Annotated in this window: 23 protein-coding genes; all 23 read left to right on the top strand. The window is 45.9% G+C overall.

What is annotated here, in order from left to right; genetic code table 11:
- Positions 1-11 precede the first annotated feature (11 nt).
- The 23 genes from fliF (at position 12) to M2404_RS18575 (ending at position 21,389) form a co-directional block, all read left to right on the top strand.
- Positions 12-1,706 carry a flagellar basal-body MS-ring/collar protein FliF gene (fliF, locus tag M2404_RS18685; protein WP_259241356.1) on the top strand — a complete coding sequence of 565 codons (1,695 nt, stop codon included), beginning with the start codon at positions 12-14 and terminating at the stop codon, positions 1,704-1,706.
- Complete coding sequence (gene fliG / locus M2404_RS18680) at positions 1,699-2,733, top strand: flagellar motor switch protein FliG (protein WP_259241354.1); 1,035 nt, start codon at positions 1,699-1,701, stop codon at positions 2,731-2,733. The genes fliF and fliG overlap by 8 nt, the downstream gene beginning before the upstream one ends.
- Positions 2,734-2,750: 17 nt before the next feature.
- The gene (gene fliH, locus M2404_RS18675) at positions 2,751-3,575 is read left to right on the top strand and encodes a flagellar assembly protein FliH (RefSeq protein WP_259241352.1); all 825 of its coding nucleotides are present in this window, start codon (positions 2,751-2,753) and stop codon (positions 3,573-3,575) included.
- A 3-nt stretch (positions 3,576-3,578) separates the two neighbouring features.
- A complete protein-coding gene (fliI, locus tag M2404_RS18670) occupies positions 3,579-4,925 on the top strand; it encodes a flagellar protein export ATPase FliI (RefSeq protein WP_259241351.1) in 1,347 nt (448 codons plus the stop codon).
- Positions 4,922-5,377 (top strand): flagellar export protein FliJ, encoded by a 456-nt coding sequence (gene fliJ / locus M2404_RS18665; RefSeq protein WP_215397906.1) that lies wholly within the window; start codon positions 4,922-4,924, stop codon positions 5,375-5,377. The genes fliI and fliJ overlap by 4 nt, the downstream gene beginning before the upstream one ends.
- Positions 5,378-5,506: 129 nt before the next feature.
- Positions 5,507-7,297, top strand: coding sequence for a flagellar hook-length control protein FliK (locus M2404_RS18660; RefSeq protein WP_259241350.1), 1,791 nt, complete (start codon positions 5,507-5,509; stop codon positions 7,295-7,297).
- A 95-nt stretch (positions 7,298-7,392) separates the two neighbouring features.
- Positions 7,393-7,914, top strand: a complete 522-nt coding sequence (gene fliL, locus M2404_RS18655; RefSeq protein WP_259241349.1) for a flagellar basal body-associated protein FliL — start codon at positions 7,393-7,395, stop codon at positions 7,912-7,914.
- A gap of 12 nt (positions 7,915-7,926) precedes the next feature.
- The gene (fliM, locus tag M2404_RS18650) at positions 7,927-9,015 is read left to right on the top strand and encodes a flagellar motor switch protein FliM (protein ID WP_259241346.1); all 1,089 of its coding nucleotides are present in this window, start codon (positions 7,927-7,929) and stop codon (positions 9,013-9,015) included.
- 6 nt (positions 9,016-9,021) lie between these two features.
- Complete coding sequence (gene fliN, locus M2404_RS18645; RefSeq protein WP_259241343.1) at positions 9,022-9,411, top strand: flagellar motor switch protein FliN; 390 nt, start codon at positions 9,022-9,024, stop codon at positions 9,409-9,411.
- Positions 9,411-9,917, top strand: a complete 507-nt coding sequence (gene fliO, locus M2404_RS18640; protein WP_259241341.1) for a flagellar biosynthetic protein FliO — start codon at positions 9,411-9,413, stop codon at positions 9,915-9,917. The genes fliN and fliO overlap by 1 nt, the downstream gene beginning before the upstream one ends.
- Positions 9,918-9,925: 8 nt before the next feature.
- Positions 9,926-10,672: a flagellar type III secretion system pore protein FliP gene (gene fliP / locus M2404_RS18635; protein WP_259241339.1), complete on the top strand. Its 747-nt coding sequence runs from the start codon at positions 9,926-9,928 to the stop codon at positions 10,670-10,672.
- Positions 10,669-10,938: a flagellar biosynthesis protein FliQ gene (gene fliQ, locus M2404_RS18630; RefSeq protein WP_215397912.1), complete on the top strand. Its 270-nt coding sequence runs from the start codon at positions 10,669-10,671 to the stop codon at positions 10,936-10,938. The genes fliP and fliQ overlap by 4 nt, the downstream gene beginning before the upstream one ends.
- Before the next feature lie 6 nt (positions 10,939-10,944).
- Positions 10,945-11,718: a flagellar biosynthetic protein FliR gene (fliR, locus tag M2404_RS18625; RefSeq protein ID WP_215397913.1), complete on the top strand. Its 774-nt coding sequence runs from the start codon at positions 10,945-10,947 to the stop codon at positions 11,716-11,718.
- A 15-nt stretch (positions 11,719-11,733) separates the two neighbouring features.
- Complete coding sequence (gene flhB / locus M2404_RS18620; protein ID WP_259241336.1) at positions 11,734-12,861, top strand: flagellar biosynthesis protein FlhB; 1,128 nt, start codon at positions 11,734-11,736, stop codon at positions 12,859-12,861.
- Between the two features lie 105 nt (positions 12,862-12,966).
- Positions 12,967-13,638: a nucleotidyltransferase domain-containing protein gene (locus M2404_RS18615; RefSeq protein WP_259241335.1), complete on the top strand. Its 672-nt coding sequence runs from the start codon at positions 12,967-12,969 to the stop codon at positions 13,636-13,638.
- Between the two features lie 15 nt (positions 13,639-13,653).
- A complete protein-coding gene (locus tag M2404_RS18610) occupies positions 13,654-17,622 on the top strand; it encodes an RHS repeat-associated core domain-containing protein (RefSeq protein ID WP_259241334.1) in 3,969 nt (1,322 codons plus the stop codon).
- Positions 17,619-18,065, top strand: coding sequence for a hypothetical protein (locus M2404_RS18605; protein ID WP_259241333.1), 447 nt, complete (start codon positions 17,619-17,621; stop codon positions 18,063-18,065). The genes M2404_RS18610 and M2404_RS18605 overlap by 4 nt, the downstream gene beginning before the upstream one ends.
- A gap of 120 nt (positions 18,066-18,185) precedes the next feature.
- Positions 18,186-18,875 carry an RHS repeat domain-containing protein gene (locus M2404_RS18600; protein WP_259241331.1) on the top strand — a complete coding sequence of 230 codons (690 nt, stop codon included), beginning with the start codon at positions 18,186-18,188 and terminating at the stop codon, positions 18,873-18,875.
- A complete protein-coding gene (locus M2404_RS18595) occupies positions 18,872-19,288 on the top strand; it encodes a hypothetical protein (protein ID WP_259241330.1) in 417 nt (138 codons plus the stop codon). The genes M2404_RS18600 and M2404_RS18595 overlap by 4 nt, the downstream gene beginning before the upstream one ends.
- 42 nt (positions 19,289-19,330) lie before the next feature.
- Positions 19,331-19,729, top strand: coding sequence for a hypothetical protein (locus M2404_RS18590; protein ID WP_259241329.1), 399 nt, complete (start codon positions 19,331-19,333; stop codon positions 19,727-19,729).
- A 196-nt stretch (positions 19,730-19,925) separates the two neighbouring features.
- The gene (locus tag M2404_RS18585) at positions 19,926-20,537 is read left to right on the top strand and encodes an RHS repeat domain-containing protein (RefSeq protein ID WP_259241328.1); all 612 of its coding nucleotides are present in this window, start codon (positions 19,926-19,928) and stop codon (positions 20,535-20,537) included.
- 395 nt (positions 20,538-20,932) lie between these two features.
- Complete coding sequence (locus M2404_RS18580) at positions 20,933-21,151, top strand: RHS repeat-associated core domain-containing protein (protein WP_259241427.1); 219 nt, start codon at positions 20,933-20,935, stop codon at positions 21,149-21,151.
- 61 nt (positions 21,152-21,212) lie between these two features.
- Positions 21,213-21,389 (top strand): hypothetical protein, encoded by a 177-nt coding sequence (locus M2404_RS18575; RefSeq protein WP_259241327.1) that lies wholly within the window; start codon positions 21,213-21,215, stop codon positions 21,387-21,389.
- The last annotated feature ends 83 nt before the right edge of the window (positions 21,390-21,472 follow it).

Raw genomic sequence — 21,472 nt, 5'->3', positions numbered from 1 at the left:
AGGAATAAGCTGTGGCTGAAAATCAATCCACCGAGCTGGCACTGACTAATACCGAATACGGTAGCGGTGAGCAGCAGGAACAAAAACCGGGTTTTGTCGGCAGTTTGGGCGGCATGGATCTGGTGCGTCAGATCACTCTGATTGTTGCACTAACGATATGTCTGGCTATAGCTATTCTGATTATCATGTGGGCCCGTGAACCAGAAATGCGGCCGCTGGGCAATTTTGAAACACAGGAACTGATCCAGACACTGGATCACCTTGATGCACAAAAAATCAGTTATAAACTGGAAGGCAACACTATTTTGGTACCTGAGGACAAATTTCAGAGTATTAAACTGTCGTTGTCGCGCGCGGGCCTGACCAGAGAACCCTCCAGCGGCACCGAATTTTTACTGCAGGACAGCGGCTTTGGCGTGAGCCAGCGCCTGGAAATGGAGCGGTTAAAACACAGCCGTGAACAACAATTAGCCCGCACTATTGAAGAGCTGCAAAGTGTATCCCGTGCCAGGGTATTACTGGCTATTCCCAAAGAAAACGTATTTGCCAGAGTAGAGCGGTTGCCATCAGCTACGGTGCTGGTAACGGCCCGCGGTGGTACGTCAATCCGTGACAGCGAAGTGGCGGCTATCGTCGATATCGTTGCCTCTGCAGTACAGGGGCTGGAGCCGTCCCGGGTAACGGTAACGGATCAGAATGGCCGTTTGCTGAACAGTGGCTCACAAGATGCCGCCGCCGGGCGTTCGCGTAAAGAGTATGAACTGCAACGCACCCGTGAAGATGAATACCGTCAAAAAGTCGACTCTATTTTAATGCCGGTACTGGGTTATGGTAATTACACCGCTCAGGTTGATTTGCTGATGGACTTTACCGCCACCGAGCAGACGCAAAAGCGCTTTAACCCGGATTTACCTGCAGTGCGCAGTGAAATGACCATTGAAGAAAACAGCGTGGGTGGGCTAAGTGCCGGTATACCAGGCGCCTTATCTAACCAACCGCCGATGAATTCCGCTATACCTGAGCAGGCAACCGGCGCCGCCGCGCAGCCGGTAGTGCCGGGCCGCAATCATAAAGAAGCCACCCGTAATTATGAACTGGATACCACCATCAGCCATATTTCCCAGCAAAGTGGTGTGATCCGCCGTTTAAGCGTGTCAGTGGCAATTGATTACAAACCTGCAACTGCTGCAGATGGTGAACCTGAACCCCGCACCCAGGCAGAGCTGGCTAACATACGCCGCTTATTGCAAGGTGGTATTGGCTTTGATGCCCAGCGCGGTGACATGATAGAAGTGATCTCCGTGCCCTTTATGAAAGAAGCCATTATCGAAGCTGAAACACCTAATTTTTATGAAGAAGAATGGTTTTTACGCGTAGTGCGGCTGATTATCGGCGGCCTGATTATCGTTGTGCTTATTCTGGCTATTGTACGGCCAATGCTGAAAAAACTGATTTACCCTGAAGAAACCAAAGATACCTATGACGATAACGCGCTGTCCAGCGGGCTGGATTTGGGCGATGACACTATCGACATGCTAAGCTCAACATTCGACGAGAATGCGGTAGGCTTTGCCCCGGATGGCACCTTAATGCTGCCGGATTTACATGGTGACGACGATTTATTACGCGCAGTTCGGGCTTTAGTGGCAAACGAGCCGGAATTATCCTCTCTGGTAGTGAAAAACTGGTTGGCTGAAGATGAGTAGCATAGAAGCAATAAAGCCGTCGTTTGACGTAGGTAAACTGGACGGTGTTGAAAAAGCCGCCATCTTGCTGCTGAGTTTGTCAGAAGAAGATGCTGCGCAAATTTTAAAACACTTAGAGCCGAAACAAGTGCAGAAAGTCGGTTTGGCTATGGCGCAGATGACCGATCTGAACCAGGCAAAAATCTCGGCTGTGCATCGCTTGTTTATCGAGCAAATCCAAAACTTCAGCACCATTGGCTTCCAGAGCGAAGAGTTTATCAAGCGCGCTTTAACTGCGGCACTGGGCGAAGAAAAAGCCGCTAACCTGATAGATCAGATTGTACTGGGTGGCGGTGCCAAAGGTTTGGATTCGCTAAAATGGATGGACTCTAAGCAGGTCGCCAATATTATCCGTAACGAACACCCGCAAATTCAAACAATAGTTTTGTCTTACCTGGAGCCCGAGCAATCGGCAGAGATTTTGTCGCAGTTCCCGGAAAAAGTGCGGTTGGATTTAACCATGCGAATTGCCAACCTGGAAGAAGTACAACCGGCAGCACTGCAAGAGTTAAACGAGATTATGGAGAAACAGTTTGCCGGTCAGGCGGGTGCGCAAACTGCGAAAATGGGTGGCTTAAAAGCCGCTGCCGATATCCTTAACTATATGGATACCAATATTGAAGGCCAGCTGATGGACTCTATCCGTGAGCACGACGAAGAAATGGCGCAGCAAATACAGGATCTGATGTTTGTATTTGAGAACCTGATCGACGTTGATGACCGCGGCATTCAAACCCTGCTGCGCGAAGTACAACAAGATGTGCTGATGAAAGCGTTAAAAGGTACTGATGAAAACTTAAAAGAGAAAATCTTCAAAAATATGTCTAAACGCGCCGCGGAACTGCTGCAAGACGATTTAGAGGCTATGGGGCCGGTGCGGGTAAGTGATGTTGAAGCCGCACAAAAAGAAATTCTGTCCACCGCGCGACGTTTATCTGACGCCGGTGAAATTATGCTTGGCAGTGGCGGCGGCGATGACTTCGTCTAAACAGAGCGGGTAGTATTATGAGCACTGATGCATTTAGGCACAAAAAGCCGTTTTCGCCCGATGATGAAACGGATGAACTGATCAGGCACTGGCAAACACCCGATATGACGCCGGCACCTGATGGCCTTCGTACCAATGCGCTGAATAAAACTCAGCCTCAGGCCAGGGTGAGTAAAGCAGATGACGATGAAGAGCTGGCAATCAAGCCACTCACCGCAGACGAGATAGAGCAAATACGTCAGGCGGCTTATGAAGAGGGCTTTGGGCAGGGTAAAGACGACGGTTTTAGCAAAGGTTATGCTGAAGGCCGTGAACAAGGCCTGCAGGATGGCCAGGCGCAGGGCCAGGCTGAAGGTAAAAAGCAGGGGCTGGCAGAAGGCCAGACAGAGCTTAATGATAAGCTGGTACAACTGAGCGCACTACTTGATCAGTTACAACAACCGCTGGCCAGCATTGATACACAGGTAAAACAGCAGTTATTACAGCTGAGTCTGGCTATGGCACAGGCCGTGATCAATGTTGAAGTTAAAACCAACCATCAGGTTATTTTGCAGGCAATTTCAGAAGCAACTTCAGCGCTGCCATTACAAGCCGGGCAACTGTTAATAAAGCTGAACTCGGCTGACTTAGCTATTGTTGAGCAACATTACACTAAAGATGAGCTGGCACAACGCAACTGGCAGCTCAGGGCTGAGCCTGTGGTGGCGCAGGGTGGTTGTGTAGTAGAAAGCAGCCAGTCCAGCGTGGATCGCAGTTTGCAACAACGCATTCAAAGCAGCCTGGAGCATTTTATTCAGCTACAACAGCACGATGCCAAAACTGACGCAGAAGCAGAGGATTAAGCTATGGCAAACAGCGAAAGTCTGAGCCGGTTTCTGCAGCAACAACAGCGTTATGTACATAGCTCACGGCCTGCTGTTGCCGGCCATCTGGTGCGTGTGGTGGGCTTAACGCTGGAAGCAACCGGTTGTAGCGCTGCTATTGGCCAGCCGTGCTCGGTAGAAACCGCCCGCGGCGAAATTATGGCGGAAGTAGTGGGCTTTGCCAACGACCGTATTTATCTGATGCCTAAAGATGATGTGTCTGGCGTTGTGCCGGGTGCCCGCGTTACGCCTATGCTTAACTTTAAAGGTGTACCCCTTAGCCTTAATTTACTTGGCCGGGTAATAGACGGCGTAGGTGCACCGCTGGACGGTAAAGGCCCTATAGCGGCGGAACAATTCGGTGGCGCCAAAGCTAAACCTATTAACCCTTTGCACCGCCGGCCAATTAAGCAGCCGCTGGATGTTGGTGTGCGTTCTATCAACAGTATTCTTACTGTAGGCAAAGGTCAGCGTATGGGCCTGTTTGCCGGTTCAGGCGTAGGTAAAAGTGTACTGTTGGGGATGATGACACGGGGCACATCGGCGGATGTTATTGTGGTAGGCCTGGTGGGAGAGCGTGGCCGCGAGGTAAAAGAGTTTATTGATGAGATTCTGGGCGAAGAAGGCAAAAAGCGTTCAGTGGTCATTGCCGCACCGGCCGATGTATCGCCGCTGATGCGGTTAAAAGGCTGTGAAACAGCCGTGCAGGTAGCTGAATATTTTCGCGATCAGGGCATGGATGTGCTGCTCCTGATTGACTCCATTACCCGCTATGCGCAGGCACAGCGTGAAATTGCACTGGCGGTGGGTGAGCCACCTGCTACTAAAGGCTATCCGCCTTCGGTATTCGCTAAATTACCGGCCCTGGTTGAGCGTGCCGGTAACGGTAGTGGCAACCAGGGATCTATAACGGCATTTTATACTGTGTTGTCTGAAGGCGATGATTTACAAGACCCTATTGCCGATGCATCGCGCGCTATTCTTGATGGCCACATAGTATTGTCCCGGGTTTTGGCCGATGCCGGGCATTTTCCGGCGGTAGATGTAGAAAAATCGATTAGTCGTGTTATGCCAGCTGTTACCAGTGCTGAACATCAGCAAATGGCGCGTACAATAAAGCAGTTGTATGCCAGTTATCAGCAAAGCAAAGATTTAATCGCCATCGGGGCTTATGTGCGGGGTAGTGATCCACAACTGGATGTTGCTATAGGCATGATGCCGGGTATTAACCGCTTTTTACAGCAGGGCATGCACGACGTTGTAACCTATGATGACAGTTTGCAGGGGCTCAACCAACTGGTACCCGCGGCGAAAGGGAGTAACAGATGATTAATCACCGTTTTGCCATGTTAATTAAAATACAAAAAGAGCGGGAAGAGAAACTACAGGCCCATTTTGTCAAAGCTCAGCAGTTTTACCAGCAGGCGGAGCAGAAATATCAGGGCCTGGCTGATTACCGTACTGATTACATTCTGCAGAGCCAGCAACAAGGTGCGGCCGGTTTACAAAGCCGGCAGTACAGCCAGTTTATCAGCTTTATCGGTAAGCTGGACCAGGCAATACAACAGCAGGGGCGGGCGTTACAGCAGGCTAAAGCGGCGGCAGAGCAGCGTAAACAAAGCTGGCTGGCAATGCAGAAGAAGCGTAAAGCCATGGAGTTACTGGTGCAGCGCGGCGAACAGGCCGAGTTATTAAAGCAACTGAAACAAGAGCAGAAAAATGCCGATGAGTACGCCAGCCAGCAATTTATGCGTAGCCGTAATGAGCCACAAATGTACTAATTTACTCAGGTTGGCCTGAAATTTGAATGCAATTGAAGATAACTGGATATACAGGTTTTAATGCAACGGCTTTAACCGGTTTAAAGCGCAGTTAATGCCCGACCATAGTGATCAGGCTGGGGAGTGAAAATGGTGCAGGCTATACAATCATTCATGCTGACATCCACCGCAGACAGCGCGCTGCGGCTGGATGGCGCATTATCAGACTCTGCAGCAGAGGCGGGTGCCGAGCCCTCCGGCCTGGGGTTTGGTGAAGTGCTAAACGGCATAACGCAACCGGCAACAAATAGCCAGCCAGGTGCTAAATTACGGCATGTCCCTGCCGGAATAAGCGTATTAAGCGGGGTAAGCCAGGCATTATTAGCGGCAGCTAATGCAGAAAACGACAGCGCGGCAGGCGCTGATGAAGGCTCTTTGCTGGCATCCAGCTTGCTGGGCCAGATAGCGCTAAAAGATAAACTGCCTGAAACCGGCAGCGAAACCGAAGCCACTACTGGCAGTGATGCTGATACAACTGATAGCGCCGATGCCGGTGCTGCTGAGGATACCCCGGTTGCCGTGTTGCCGGGTACTAACCAGCCTGAAGCTGATGCCACAAAGGCAGTTAAAACAGCAGAGCATCTGCAGCAATCTGCCGACGAAATCACCGATACTGCCACTGAGGCGCAGGTAAAAGCAAACAGTCAAATCGCCGCTGAGATTACGCCGGTTAACGTGGCAGATAAAACAGAAGCCGCCGCTGGCGGTAAAGGCGATGCCCAGCCGGTGGCAGAGTTGCAAGCTGGTGGCAATAAAACGGCATCGCCGGACGATACAGAACTGGCAGCCGGAGCGGGTTCAGATAAGCCTATTCTTGGCGATGATAACCAGAGCAACGGCGGAAAAGCAGCGATAGATACCGCAGTTAAAACGGACGTCAGTCTGGTAAAAACCGATGACAACAGCATAAAAGCCAGCACTGTTACACCGCAAACGGCTCAGGCTGATACTAAAATGGCAGATGCTGATAATGCGGCACAAATTACCGCAACGGGGCTTACTGCCACAGGTAGCCCAGATAACAACAAAACTGAAGCTGACTCTGCTATAACAACAAGCAGGCCGACGCTGACGGCAGCATCTGATAAAACCGATAGCCAGACAGGGGGCAAAGCGGCTGCTGAGTCAAATGCTTCTAAACATGATGCTCAACATGGCTCGTCACAACAAGGCTCTTCACAACAGAATCCGTCGCAAAACAGTTCGGCACAGCAGGGCTCTTCACAACAGCATTCGTCACAACAGCAATTGCGGCAAAATAATGATGGCCAGCCAGCGGATGGTTCAGTGGCAGTGCCTGATAGCAGTGTTGCAACAGCCAAGGTAGCGGCAGATACCAGCACAGTGGCACGCAGTGAGACAGCATTTGGCAGCGCACTGCACGTAGCTGAACAACGTCAGCAAGCCAGCCCGGCTCAGACAGTGGCGCGGCCATTAGCCGAGCAGTTAAAGCAAAGCCTGAATTTACTGCAGCAGGACGCGGCGGGGCAATTGCGTGAACGAGTTAGCTTTATGGTGCGCCAGAATATTCAGATAGCAGAAATCCGGCTGGATCCGGCCGGGCTTGGCCAGATGCAAATAAAAATAGATATGCAGCAGGATCAGGCATCAGTGCAATTTATTGTGCAACAATCGCAGGCAAAAGAATTATTAGAGCAGCAATTACCGAGGCTTAGAGAAATGCTGCAGCAACAGGGAATTCAGCTAACTGAAGGCCAGGTACAGCAACAATCCCAGCAAGAGCGCCAGTTAGCTCAGCGTGACAGTAATCATTCTGGCAGCAATGGTAAACATACCGCAGACGATAGCCAGGATGGTCAGGCAGAAACGGTACAACTTAATGTAAAAACATCTGACCGGCTGGTGGATTATTATGCATAACAACCTGTAGTGGCGGTTAATTCAGTCACGATGATTTACATTGGCTGCCACAGGTGAGCATAATAATATTATTTTAACGAACAGGTGGCACAAACATGGCAGCAGAAAAAGATCTGGTTATTGCAGAAGGTTCAGCCAAGAAGAAATGGCTGCTGTTGGGTGGTGGTGCAGTACTGGTGGTGGTGTTAATTGTTGTGGGCCTGATGTTATTTAGCGGCTCAGGCAGTAATAGTGCCGCAGCAACGTCAGATACGGCGTCTGGTGAGGCAGGCCCGGCTGGTGCTAAAGATGCAAAAGGCACAGCGCTGTATGTGCCACTGCCAAGGCCCTTTGTGTTTAATGTGCCCGGTGCATCGCGTGACCGGATGGTACAAATTAAAGTGCAGTTACTGGTGCGCGGCAGCAATAATGAAACCATAGCTATGCGGCATATTCCACTGATTGAAGGCAGTCTGCTGGAAACCTTCAGTGCAGCCAATGCAGATGAGCTGGTTACCGTTGCCGGGCGCGATGCGTTAAAAAACAAAGCGTTAAGCGATTTACAACAGGCGATGATCGAGGTAGTGGGTTCGGTGGTGGTAGAAGAAGTTCTCTTCACCGGTTTTGTGATGCAATAAGAGTGAGCAGCCGTGACCGATTTACTGTCACAAGATGAAATTGATGCGCTGTTACATGGTGTTGATGACGTCGAAGAAGAAGAAATAGACGATTCCGGTGAAGGCCGGGGCCGCTCTGCCATGGAATACGATTTCTCGTCGCAGGATCGTATTGTACGTGGCCGCATGCCAACGCTGGAGATGGTAAACGAGCGTTTTGCCCGCCATATGCGTATCAGCCTGTTTAATATGATGCGCCGTACTGCCGAAGTGTCAATTAACGGCGTGCAGATGATTAAATTTGGCGAGTATGTGCACACCTTATTTGTACCCACCAGTTTAAACATGGTGCGTTTCAGGCCGCTTAAAGGCACCGGCCTTATTACCATGGAAGCCAGGCTGGTGTTTATTCTGGTGGATAACTTCTTCGGCGGTGATGGCCGTTACCATGCCAAAATTGAAGGCCGCGAGTTTACGCCAACCGAGCGGCGTATTATTCAGATGCTGCTAAAGCTGATTTTTGAAGATTACAAAGAAGCCTGGGCACCGGTAATGGATGTGTCTTTCGAGTATCTGGACTCTGAAGTTAACCCGGCAATGGCTAATATTGTCAGCCCTACAGAAGTAGTGGTGATCAGCTCTTTTCATATTGAACTGGACGGTGGTGGCGGTGATTTCCATGTCGCCTTACCGTATTCCATGCTTGAACCTATTCGCGAGCTGCTCGATGCCGGTGTACAAAGCGACAAAGAAGATACCGATTTACGCTGGAGTAAAGCTCTGCGTGATGAAATTATGGATGTAAAAGTAGATTTAACGACCAGAATGATGGATGTCGATTTAACGCTGCGGCAAGTTATGGAATTAAAGGCCGGTGATATTATTCCGATAGAGATGCCGGAACATATCACGGTGTTAATTGAAGATTTACCAACATACCGGGCCAAATTGGGCCGTTCGCGCGAACATGCGGCGTTGAAGATTGTTGAGAAAATTAAACGGCCTGAGTCAGCGAAATCTGAGATGCATGTGTTTACTAAAGGTGGGCGGCGCCTAGACAGCGATGCCGATATTTCCGAGTTAGAAGCCGATCTGAACCTGTCAGATCGCGACAGAAGGTAACAAAAAATGGCTGATGATAAAGACACCATGGACGAATGGGCCGCTGCCATGGCCGAAGCTGAAGGCACCGGTGGTGCAGAGGCTGTTGAGCTGGAAGAGCTGCGAGATGAAAAAGCAGATATTACAGTAGACGAAAAACGTAAGCTGGACACCATTTTAGATATTCCGGTTACCATATCTATGGAAGTGGGGCGGGCGAAAATAAGTATCCGTAACTTATTGCAGCTTAATCAGGGCTCGGTGGTTGAACTGGAGCGGGTAGCCGGTGAACCACTGGACGTGCTGGTTAACGGTACCCTGATCGCGCACGGTGAGGTAGTGGTGGTAAACGACAAGTTTGGTATTCGCCTGACTGACGTTATCAGCCAGATTGAACGGATTAAGAAGTTACGCTAATGCGATTATTGCTTGTTATTTTGCTATGTTGCAGCTTACTGCCGCTGACGGTAACGGCCCAAAGCAGTACCGAAACAGCGGAACATACTCAGGACGCAACCCAAACCGAGGTTACAGCGCAAAGTGAGACAACACCGGTAACGGCTCTGCCTGCGCCAGCGGTAACACTTAAAACAGAAGCACCCGCAGAGCGCCCGTCAGCAGGCCTTGGCCTGGGTAAAATGGCGCTGTCACTGGCGATTGTGGTCGCAATAGTACTGACACTGGGCTGGGCGTTCAAAAAATTGACGCTACGCTTACCTGGCAGCCGGCACATAAAAATTATTTCTACCATGCCGCTTGGCCCAAAAGAGCGTTTGTTAGTTGTTGAAATGCAAGGAAAACAACGTGTTTTAGGTGTCACCGCGCACAGCATAAATTTACTGTTTGAACTGGAAAATCCTCTACCTGAAGAAAAGTTGGCATCAGACTTTCATACACAGTTGCAATCGTTCCTGAAAAAATAGTGTGAGCTATGTTGCGACTGTTGTTCGTGGTGCTGGTAATACTGCTAAGCCCCGATGTTTTGGCTGATAATGGTGCCTTGTCGGCAGTTACGGTAACTACCGCTGCCGATGGCTCCCAACAATACAGTGTAACGTTACAGGTACTGGCGCTGATGACAGCGCTCAGCTTTATTCCTGCTATCGTGATCATGATGACCTGCTTTACCCGCATTATTGTAGTGCTGGCTATACTGCGCCAGGCCATTGGTTTGCAGCAAACGCCGTCTAACCAGGTACTAATAGGCATTACGCTGTTTCTGACCTTTTTTATTATGGCGCCGGTGTTTAAAAACATTAACGACACGGCCATTCAGCCCTACCTGAGCGAAGAGATTACGCCGGTGCAGGCGCTGGATGCAGCACTGATACCAATAAAAGGCTTTATGCTGCACCAGACCCGCACCAAAGATTTGGATACTTTTGCCCAGATCGCCGGGCTGGAAATTGCTGCTTCCCCGCAGGATTACCCCATTACCGTGGTGATCCCGGCTTTTATCACCAGCGAACTTAAAACCGCATTTCAGATTGGCTTTATGCTGTTTATCCCGTTTCTGATCATTGATCTGGTTGTCGCCAGCGTATTAATGGCAATGGGTATGATGATGTTATCTCCGATGATTATCTCGTTGCCCTTTAAGCTGATGATGTTTGTACTGGTTGATGGCTGGATTTTAGTTATGGGCACACTGGCTACCAGCTATGGAGTGGGCACATGAGCCCGGAGATTTTTGTCGATGTGCTGCGTGATGCGCTGTTTCTGGTAATTTTGCTGGTAAGTGCCATTATTCTGCCATCGTTATTTGTCGGTTTACTGGTAGCTATTTTCCAGGCGGCAACCTCTATTAACGAGCAAACATTAAGCTTTTTACCGCGGCTTATTGTTACGTTGTTGGCACTGATTTTTGGTGGCCACTGGTTTACCCGCGTAATTATGGAATACACCAACGAACTTATTTTAAGCATTCCAACGGTAGTGGGTTAACGCGCGATGGAATTTCCGCTGAATGTACTGATGCAGACTCTGGCAGATTACCTGCTGCCTATGTGTCGTGTAACCGGTATGTTCCTGATTATGGCCGGTATTGGGGTCCGTAACATACCGATGCGGATAAAAACCGGCCTGGTATTGATGATCACGCTGATTATTATGCCGACACTGCCGCCGGTGCCTAACCCGGATTTAATGTCCGGCCAGATGATACTGGAAGTGATGCTGCAACTGCTAATTGGTTTTGCGCTGGGCTTTATTTCATTAATGTTTATTACCACCTTCGTTGTTGCCGGGCAATTGCTGGCTATGCAAACTGGCCTGGGCTTTGCGTCTATGGTTGACCCGGCCAGTGGTGTGAATGTGGCGGCTATCGGTCAGTTTTATCTAATTCTGGCCACCTTGTTGTTTTGGATCTTTGATGGCCATCTCATCATGATCCAAATGCTGGTATTTAGCTTTGACACGCTGCCGATTAACGGCCAGTGGTGGGATGTAACCAGCTACTGGACTGTAATAGAATTCGGCGGCTGGATGTTTGCCACCGCACTGGCAATAGCACTGGCACCGATTGTATCGATGCTGGTGGTAAACCTGTCGTTTGGCATTATGACGCGTGCCGCACCGCAGCTGAATATTTTCTCGATAGGTTTTCCTATTACCATGCTGGCCGGTTTAATCATTTTGTGGTTAACGCTGGACACCTTTTTATTTCATTACGACAAACAGTGGCAGCACGTAATAGATTACAGCTGCCGGCTGATTGGCTGTTAAGCGGAGGGCTCTGCAATGGCAGATGAAAGCGCCGAAAAAACCGAACAGCCCACCCCCAAGAAGCTGCAGGACGCAGCTGAAAAGGGCCAGGTTGCCCGCTCCAAGGATTTAGGTACAGCTTTTGTGTTAATTGGCAGTGCAGCCGCTTTACTGGTGTTTGGCAAAATGCTGGCAATGGCGGTACTGGATGTTGGTCAACGCATGTTAAAGCTGGATGCGAAAGATATTTTCGAAACTAACTCCATGTTTACCGCCTGGGGTGCAGCAGGCGAAAAGCTGATCCCACCGCTGGCAGGCATTTTTATTATTATTCTTATTGCAGCTTTTATCGGTAATACCTTGTTAGGTGGGTTTAATTTTAGCTGGGAGGCCGCAGGGCCCAAAGCCAGTAAAATGAGCCCGCTAAAAGGTTTTAAGCGTATGTTTGGTTTGCAAGCGCTGGTAGAACTGCTTAAAAGTATCCTCAAAGTGGTGGTGGTAATCGGCATTGCCTATCTGCTGCTTAAAGTGTTCTTTTTCGACATTATGGCGCTGTCTTTAATGAGTGAGCCCAATAATATCGAATCGGCGTTACACTTTTTAGCCTGGTTGTTTTTGGGGTTATGCGCCAGCGTATCGGTAATTGCCATAGTTGATGCGCCATATCAGAAGTGGAATCATATAAAACAACTGAAAATGTCACTGCAGGAAATTAAAGACGAATATAAAAACAGCGAAGGCGATCCGCAAATTAAAGCCCGTATCCGCCGTACTCAAATGCAAATGTCGATGAAACGTATGATGCAGGAAGTACCCAAAGCGGATGTTATTGTAACTAACCCGACGCACTATGCGGTGGCGCTAAAATATGATCAGGGCAAATTCCGCGCCCCGGTCGTGGTGGCTAAAGGCGTGGATGAAGTTGCCATGCATATCCGTAAAATAGGTAATGAACATAAAGTGCCGGTTATTGAATCGCCTTCGCTGGCACGGTCTATATACTACACCACCAAGCTTGACCATCCGATCCCCGAACAACTTTTTGCGGCTGTAGCGCAGGTTCTGGCCTATATACATCAGCTGAAAATGTATAAAAAAGGCAAAGGCAGCCGGCCAAGAACGCTGGCAAAAGAGCTGCCGATACCGGAAGATTTTCGGCATTAGTTGTAATCTTTTTGTCAAGAAAAATATTTATCATTAATATGATGGGGCTCTATATTACAATTTATTTTTTTATGTATACTTTCTGCCGCTTTTCAAGGAGGAAATGTGATAGAAAAAATAAAAAAACTCTTTCTGACAGATCCCAAGTACATAGGTGCTGTACTTTTTGGCTCGCAACTGAATAGCCCCAAACCGGACAGTGATACTGATATAGTACTTTTTACTGCAGAATCTGTATTTATTCATAAGATCCACAAGATTGAAGGTAGCTTATTTGATGTTTTTGAAATGTCACTGGAGCAAGCGTTTGATCGTTTGCGGTTGCGGGAACCTCTGTGGCTAAGTGCTTTTTCAACAGGGCATAATGTTACCGGTGTTGAGCCGGTAACATTATTATTGCAAACGGCAAGGCAAATCAAACAAACCTATAGACCTCAGCTGACTGCTGAGCAGCTAACACTGTTAACTTACGCATTGGAAAGCTGTTACTACAAACTTAGCCGTCATCAGCAAGATAGTTATTTTTATCTGCATTATAGTAATGAGTTTATTCATGTCGTTAAAAAATGTCTGTTTTATGTAGCTGGGATTCAGCCCTGTTCACTTAAAAAACAAATGGATATTTTGATGACAGATTTTGGCGAAATGTCAACGGCAATAAAGACTTTCTTAATACAGACAGATATCGTCAACAAACAGCAGTTAACAGACTATATCTATAACAATGTTCGGGTATTATTACCGGACATCACTTACCCCATTCTTCTCCGGTCGTAACTTAAGAGAATATCAATGCAAAAAAAATATTATACACTTGCGGCTTTAGCTTTAGCAGGGCTATCGCCGACAGAAGCAGAAGCAAACTGTACAATTGTTTACACTAATTCTGGCAGTGGTAGTGTTCCTCAGCAGGTATGTTGGGGGAGCGGTGGCGGTTGGGGGTGGACTGGTGGAGGGGGCGGAGTCGGAAGCTGGGATTGGGGGAGAGATCATAGTGGCTCTGATACTGGGCAGTCAGAATTTATAGATTCCAGTAGCCAAAACGAACCACCAGCAGAAGATAGGAAATGTGGCAACCCTATTGTTGTATCGAGCGGGAAAAAGGTCGAATATGACATCGACTTTATTGGTAAAGAGCAGCATCCGTTAGCTATAGCAAGAAGTTACTCCAGTAAGAATGATTTTGACGGAGCTATGGGCAAAGGCTGGGGTGTTTTAGTTGATAAGAGGCTGGATTTAACCAGCGTAGCTTCCTCTGGCCCGAAAGTAATCGATGAGAATGGCTTGGAGGTTAGTTTTCAAGCAGAAAACTTTAATGTACCTTATGTTGGCTGGATCAATGCTTATAAAACGGCATCAGGTAAAAACTATATTTATAAAAATGCCGCTGGTAATTGGGTTTTCAGGAAAGAAAACAACACTTATGAAACATACAGCGCACAGGGACAGTTGCTAAAAGTTACTTACTCAAAACGGCCAGACGGGCCAGGTATCAGCCATACTTATACGTATACCAACGGTAAAGTAGCCAGTATAAGCCATTCTAACGGTCGTAAACTAACAGTTACTTGGTCCGGCAACAGGATCAGCAATATTAAAGATAACGCCGGTAATCAGTATACTTATAGCTACATCAACGGTGTGCTAACAAAAGTGAGTTTTCCGGATGCTAGCAGCAAAACTTATCACTACGAAGATAGCCGCTTTCCTTTTGCTTTAACCGGAGTGACGTTAGGCTCATCCCGTTATTCCTGGTTTACTTATGATAATTCTGGGCGTGCGATAGAAACCCGGCACAGCCAGAATATTGATAAATACAGCTTTGTTTTTAACAGTTTGTCTACTGTGGTAACCAACTCTATGGGGCATAAAACAACCTACTTTTATACAAATAACGCTAAGAGTAGGGTTAGTAGTGTGTCTAAAGAAGGTAGCGCTTACTGTGAAGCTGCTAGCCAGCAAACCATGTATGACAATGCTGGTAATAAGGTTTCGGAGACAGATTGGAATGGTAATCGTACTACCTATACTTATACAGATGGAAAGTTAGCAACCAAAAAAGTTGCAAATGGAACAACTGCTAGCATTACTTATGGCTACAGTTGGGACACGGTACTTAATTTGCCTACTGAAGTTACAGAAACCGGTGGTATGACACGCCGTTATAGCTACGATGACCGTATGAATATAACGAGCCAACAGGTAATAGCAGATAGTCGTGACTTAACGACATCTTATAATTATCAATACTATAGCAATAACGGTATTCAGAAATTAACTATTACTGCCCCTGATGGTGCAACTTCAACAATGGATTACGATGCATCAGGAAATCTCATTCGGTATACCGACCCGATGCTGCATACTACTACTTATAGTAATTACGATACTTTGGGTAATGTTGGAAGGATAACCTACCCTGATGAAACTCAAGAAGCTTTTACCTACGATAAGCGTAGTAAGCTAACAAAGCATGACAAAGTTGCAGCAGACGGAAATGTTTCAAGCATCCAGTATGCCTACAATCAGTTCGATAAAGTTTCCTCAGAAGTTCATAGTTCTGGTTTCTCTATGGTATACAAGTATGATCCTGCTGGCAGATTATTGTCTAAAGAGCAGGTTCGCGCGGGTAAGGTTTATTCCCATAGTTTTTCTTACAATCTTCTTGGAAATGTGTCCTCTGAAAGTATCATAGATCCTGACAATGTATACTCTCAGTGCTATTACGACCCACCTTATGTAGATGAATGCTATGATTATGTTAGCCCAATTTACTCCAGAACTTATGTTTACGATGTTCAAGGGTTGCTAGGTAGGGAAAATCAAAAGAATTTCTTATATGACAAAAACGGAAATGTCATTTCTGAAAAAAATACCAAAGGATATACGATAAGCTATATTTATGATGCGTTGGATAGAATTACCGGACAAACTGATGCGAACGGTAAAATAACCCGCTTTGCTCATGATGTAAGAGGGTTAAAAAGCGTTACTGATGCACGCAGTAAAGTGACAAGTTATAGCAGGAATGCTCTTACCGACATAGAGCAACAAATTAGCCCAGATACCGGCACAAGTGTGTTGAACTATGACAATGCAGGAAGGCTGGATAGTAAACGCGATGCCCGCAACAGAATTTCAAGCTATATCTATGACGATTTAGGGCGCATCACGCGCAAAACAAGTAATACTACTCATAATTGGTATTATGACAATGGTATCTATGCACAGGGTAAGTTAACGGGGTTTAGCGATGATAGCGGTTCTACTTCATACGAGTATGGTAGTTGGGGCTCTTTAACCAGACAAACTAGCGTTATCCAAGGAACCAGTTATCAAACTAACTGGAGTTACGACACTCTGGGGCGCGTTAGCACTTTGACATATCCCGGGGGGAATAAGGTAACCTATGGTTATGATGCATATGGTGATCCGGCGGCGATCACTGTTAGTATTAACGGTGTAAACCGTAGTTTGATTTCCGGAATTAAAAAGTTACCTTTTGCACCCGTAAAAGAATGGAACTTTGGTAATGGTTTAAAACGTAATATTTATTACAACACCGATTTCAGAGTTAGTGGTGTCATAACCGATACTATACAAAGGTTAAACTTTGCCTATGATGGTGATGGCAATATAACCAAAATTACCAACGGCATTAATACTGCATATACGCAGACCTTTACTTATGACAAGCTAAACCGGTTAACAAACATTAGTAGCACCGGTCTTGGTAATCATAACTTCAGCTATGACGACTTGGGCAACCGCACCGCGCGCAGCGGGGCTATTTCAGAAAGCTATGCCATTAACACCGCCTCCAACCGGCTTAATCAGGTAACCCGTGGTAGCCAAACCAGGGTATTTACCTACGATGCCAACGGGAATGTGACTAATGAAAAGCGTTTTGACGGCAGTAACTTCGCTTACACTTATAACAATGATAATCGTATGGTCAAAGCCGGCACTACTGACTACATATACAATGCGATAGGCCAGCGGGTGTATAAAAAGGTAGGTACTGCTATCACGCGTTTTATCTACAGCCCACAAGGCCAACTGCTGGCTGAAGGCACGACAAAGCAATATATTTACTTTCAAGGCCAGGTAGTGGGTTATATCAATAATAATGTGCTCTACTATGTGCATAACGACCATTTAGGTCGGCCGGAGGTCATTACCAACCAAAGCAAAGCGGTAGTATGGCGGGCGAAGCTGGAAGCATTTGACCGTTCAGTGTTAACCAGTAGTATAGGCGAGTTTAATATCGGCTTCCCCGGCCAATACTGGGACGCTGAGAAACAGAGCTGGTATAACTACTTCCGCGACTATGATGCGACCTTAGGGCGGTATTTGCAGAGTGATCCTATTGGTTTAGCGGGTGGGTTAAATACCTATGGGTATGTTGATGGGAATCCTCTAATAAGATTTGATCCATTTGGTTTAGATTGGGTTACGATCGACATAGATCATCACGGTATGAAAAACTGGTCCTTATTGTGGATGAATCGTTTGGCAACGCTCGGTTCTGATGAAATAGTATCGGCTAAAAACTGCGTTGGTTGTACAAGAGACGTCATTCAAGAGTGGCAATCTAAAGATAGCAATGCTTGTAAACAAAATTCAGAAGGTAAGCAATTCCCTAACGACGGCGACATCCGAAAAATCAGACAAACATTTGGAGAATGGCCTGACGCTTGGGCTATTAACGGAAAATCATGGCACTGGACCCCAGCTGTTTCTAATAGGACTTCAAAATGAAAAAAAAAGCCTTGGACAAATTTATTGTATTGTTCGGCGTGTTAGATCTGATGCTAATATGTAAATTTTTTATGAATTTCATCTCTCAAGAAGGTTCGTTTACTTTTGGTAAAGTAGTCAACCTTTTTAGCATTTCTACGGAGTTTGGTAGCTCAATGCAATTGATAACAGTTGTTAGTCTATTGCTATATTTATCAATTGTTATATCAGCGCCGCTACTTATTTTAAAAAAGAAAATCGGTGTTATATTGTCCTTAGCACAGTCACCTTTCAGGTTTACTATGATAATTCAACCTACTTTCTTTTTCTTACCCATAATGCTCTCATTTAAAGATATAGGATTGTTTATAATTGGCGCCATTGTGCTGTTGTTAGAAATTGCTAAGGTCTGGCTGCAAATATCATGGTTAAGAGTGGAGAAAAAAAGTATTGGACATCAATGAAATCGTAGCTTCAGGATGATTCTCGGTCTTTTTTATAATACCTCGAAGGTTGGTTCGAGATATTACCATACTTTCAGCACCATGCATAATAACTGAAAGCTTGGATATTAGGGTCTGGTCGTGGGGTATATTTTAAACAACCAGCTGTACTATATACATAACGACCATTTAGGCCGGCCGGAAGTGATAACCAACCAAAGCAAAGCGGTAGTATGGCGGGCCAAGCTGGAAGCATTTGACCGTTCGGTGCTAACAACATCTATTGGGGATTTCAATATAGGTTTTCCCGGCCAGTACTGGGATGCCGAAAAGCAAAGCTGGTATAACTACTTCCGCGATTATGATGCGACCTTAGGGCGGTATTTGCAGAGTGACCCAATAGGTTTGGCGGGTGGGTTGAATACTTATGGGTATGTTGGCGGGAATCCGTTACGTTACATTGATCCTTACGGTCTAAGCCCAGGGCTGATGTGCTTGGTTCCACCGGTTTCTGGCGCTTGTGCAGCGGGTGCCGCGGCTATCGGTAATGGTATTACCGCTATTGGTGCTGCAGGAATTGGGCTTTGGGCTGTATTGAATGAAAATCAAAATGAAACCCGACCGAAAGATTGCCCTTCGGGAACTCTTGATATTGATAAAGCTAAAAAAAGATTTGGATGGGAAAAAGATACCTTGCATGGAATAAAGGATGCCGCTCACGGTGGTATGGGAACAGGTAAATCATGGACAGGAGTTGCACCTGATGGAACAGTTGGTATTAATGAAGGAGGACATTGGGTTCCTCAAGGTCATTGGGGAGAGTTATTATGATTTCACAGTCAAGTTTCAGAGTTACTTTGCAAATCCACCATCCAAGCCTCTCAGCTGATGAAATAGTTGATAATTTCAGCTATCCGATAAGATATAAACATTCCGTTGGAATGAGTAGAAAAACTAAAACCGGACAAGATTTGGGAGGTATATATTTAGAAACTGCTATTAGCTTCAAACTGCATGATGAACCTATAGCAACTTTTGAATATATATCTAAATTTTTACTAGATTTTTTAGAGAACTTTGATAAGGATTTCTTGGGTAAAATAATTTCCACCGGTGGTAAATGCTCATTTTTATTTGGCATTTATTCAAATAATAATGTTTTTTTAGAATTATCACCTGTAGTAATAAATTACCTTTCATCACTTGGTTTCGGTATCAAGCTTGATTTTTACGGGGGAGAGTGAGAACTATGGCCCTCTAGATATATATATTAGGTGAATCGACATATGATTTTTAGTGCTTCTTTGCGAATCCGTCATTCAGCTTGGTCTGCAGATTCTGTATGTGATTACGTGAAATTAATCCCGAAGTTTATTCAAGACTTAGGGAAAGAGCGAACAACTCCTACCGGCCAAACGCTGACTGGTTGTTATGAGATGACCTATGTCAGCTTTCCGCTTTATTCTGGTAATGAAATTTCTTTTGAAGATTTCTTCAATACGGTCATCAGTAATGGTTCCCTTAAAGATAAAAATTTTTCAATTATCTGGGAAAGTGGCGGTTCTGCAGAAATTTTACTTGGGGTGAACATAAAGGATAACGAATGGATATCTTTGGAGATGCCACATCTTGATTGTTTAAGTAAAGCCAGACTCGAAATGCAGTTTGATATTTATACAGAATGATTCACCCAAATAAAGTCAGATTAGATTGGAACACTAGGTTTCCAAGAGTGGACCTAGCGGGACTTACCACTATCTGTGTAGGGCAAGCTTTCGAATGGCAGTGATACGCTCAGCAGTATCTATATCCGTTTTGAAGGTCAGGTAGTGGTATATATCCACAATAACCAGTGTACTCGACCACTTAGGTTGGCCGGAGGTGATAACCAACCAAAGTAAAGCGGTGGTATGGCATGCGAAGTTAGAAGCGTTTAATCGTTCAGTGTTAACCAGTAGCATAGGCGAGTTTAATATCGGTTTCCCCGGCCAATATTGGGATGCCGAAAAGCAAAGCTGGTATAACTACTTCCGCGACTATGACGCCACTACGGGGAGATACCTTCAATCAGACCCGATTGGATTGGCGGGGGGATTGAACACTTATGCTTATGTGGAAAATAACCCTTTAGTGAATGAAGATCCTTTGGGATTGAGTAGATGGTTAGGTGTCAGCATGTTCTGTACAGGGTATTCTGCAGGTTCTACATTCAATTCTTATCGGAATTTGAGTAAAGGTGCAGAGCAGTTAGCTTCTTTAAACAATAGTCGGTCACAGCTAGTAAGCGCTATTGAGGATGCAACAAAGGCTAAAAGTTGTTCAAAAGAAGCTATCAATGATGCCCATAAGACCCTAACTAATTTAGACAATTTGATAAGGGATATGAGTTTTGAATTAGCAAAAGACAACGCATGGTTTACTACATTTCCCACCGCTATGCTCGTCTGCATGGGCGTTGCTCATAGCAACAGTGTGAAAGGAGTGCGTTTCTGATGCTGCTTAATTTTATTGATGATTCTTATTTTCATATTGTATTTATATCTTTATTTTCTTTCATTGTTATTGCATTTTATGCAAGAGAAAAAATATTTTACTTCATATCAAATAGGTTAGATGTTTCTAGACAAGAAGTGCTTAACCTCTCGATGGCGGATAAGCGGTTGGGAATAACTGAGTCCAAGCTATATAAGTGGTTTAGGGCTACGAGTTTTATCCTCTATATCTGCTGTATTACAATGGTTTTATTTATTATATATACCGCAATCTATTGGAATGAAAAAATCGGAATATTGACTGGAGGATAAATATCAAAGCTAAATGGTCGCGCCTTGCATTTGCAGTGCGACCATTTAGGTTGGCCGGAGTTGATAACCAACCAAAGCAAAGTTGTGGTATGGCGCGCCAAATTAGAAGCGTTTGACCGTTCTGTTCTTACAACGTCTATCGGTGACTTCAATATAGGCTTCCCCGGCCAATATTGGGATGCCGAAAAGCAAAGCTGGTATAACTACTTTAGGGATTATGACGCCACTACGGGGAGATACCTGCAATCAGACCCGATTGGATTGGCGGGGGGGATTGAACATTTATGCTTATGTGGAAAGTAACTCTTTAGCTATCTTTATGGGGTAGCTATTTTAACTCTATCTAATTAGATCTTGGTGTCATATGAAAATAATTGATAAAGCTGAAGCTGATGAGCTTATTCGTCCATTGGGTTTGAAGGTTGGTGAATGGAACCAAATAGAATATTTGCATGTTGATGGGTTGCATTGTTATAAATATATCCCTAATAAAAGTGCAATTGATATATATGTTCTAGTAGAAAGGTTGCTAAATAACTGATCCTAACTCTGATACACCCGCTGCAAGCCATGACCGCCTCCCGGAAACGGCGCGGCGTTATCCATAAAATGCTCAACCTGCTC

Source organism: Rheinheimera pacifica, from assembly GCF_024809855.1.
GTDB lineage: Bacteria > Pseudomonadota > Gammaproteobacteria > Enterobacterales > Alteromonadaceae > Alishewanella > Alishewanella pacifica_A.
The sequence above is the reverse complement of the archived record's forward strand: the minus strand, read 5'-3'. Positions and strand labels throughout refer to the sequence as shown.

Bases quoted from the DNA above. Each gene is read 5' to 3' on its own strand.
- fliG (WP_259241354.1), top strand. From the start codon at position 1,699: ATGAGTAGCATAGAAGCAATAAAGCCGTCGTTTGACGTAGGTAAACTG.
- fliH (WP_259241352.1), top strand. From the start codon at position 2,751: ATGAGCACTGATGCATTTAGGCACAAAAAGCCGTTTTCGCCCGATGAT.
- fliI (WP_259241351.1), top strand. From the start codon at position 3,579: ATGGCAAACAGCGAAAGTCTGAGCCGGTTTCTGCAGCAACAACAGCGT.
- fliJ (WP_215397906.1), top strand. From the start codon at position 4,922: ATGATTAATCACCGTTTTGCCATGTTAATTAAAATACAAAAAGAGCGG.
- M2404_RS18660 (WP_259241350.1), top strand. From the start codon at position 5,507: ATGGTGCAGGCTATACAATCATTCATGCTGACATCCACCGCAGACAGC.
- fliL (WP_259241349.1), top strand. From the start codon at position 7,393: ATGGCAGCAGAAAAAGATCTGGTTATTGCAGAAGGTTCAGCCAAGAAG.
- fliN (WP_259241343.1), top strand. From the start codon at position 9,022: ATGGCTGATGATAAAGACACCATGGACGAATGGGCCGCTGCCATGGCC.
- fliO (WP_259241341.1), top strand. From the start codon at position 9,411: ATGCGATTATTGCTTGTTATTTTGCTATGTTGCAGCTTACTGCCGCTG.
- fliP (WP_259241339.1), top strand. From the start codon at position 9,926: ATGTTGCGACTGTTGTTCGTGGTGCTGGTAATACTGCTAAGCCCCGAT.
- fliQ (WP_215397912.1), top strand. From the start codon at position 10,669: ATGAGCCCGGAGATTTTTGTCGATGTGCTGCGTGATGCGCTGTTTCTG.
- fliR (WP_215397913.1), top strand. From the start codon at position 10,945: ATGGAATTTCCGCTGAATGTACTGATGCAGACTCTGGCAGATTACCTG.
- flhB (WP_259241336.1), top strand. From the start codon at position 11,734: ATGGCAGATGAAAGCGCCGAAAAAACCGAACAGCCCACCCCCAAGAAG.
- M2404_RS18610 (WP_259241334.1), top strand. From the start codon at position 13,654: ATGCAAAAAAAATATTATACACTTGCGGCTTTAGCTTTAGCAGGGCTA.
- M2404_RS18605 (WP_259241333.1), top strand. From the start codon at position 17,619: ATGAAAAAAAAAGCCTTGGACAAATTTATTGTATTGTTCGGCGTGTTA.
- M2404_RS18595 (WP_259241330.1), top strand. From the start codon at position 18,872: ATGATTTCACAGTCAAGTTTCAGAGTTACTTTGCAAATCCACCATCCA.
- M2404_RS18590 (WP_259241329.1), top strand. From the start codon at position 19,331: ATGATTTTTAGTGCTTCTTTGCGAATCCGTCATTCAGCTTGGTCTGCA.
- M2404_RS18575 (WP_259241327.1), top strand. From the start codon at position 21,213: ATGAAAATAATTGATAAAGCTGAAGCTGATGAGCTTATTCGTCCATTG.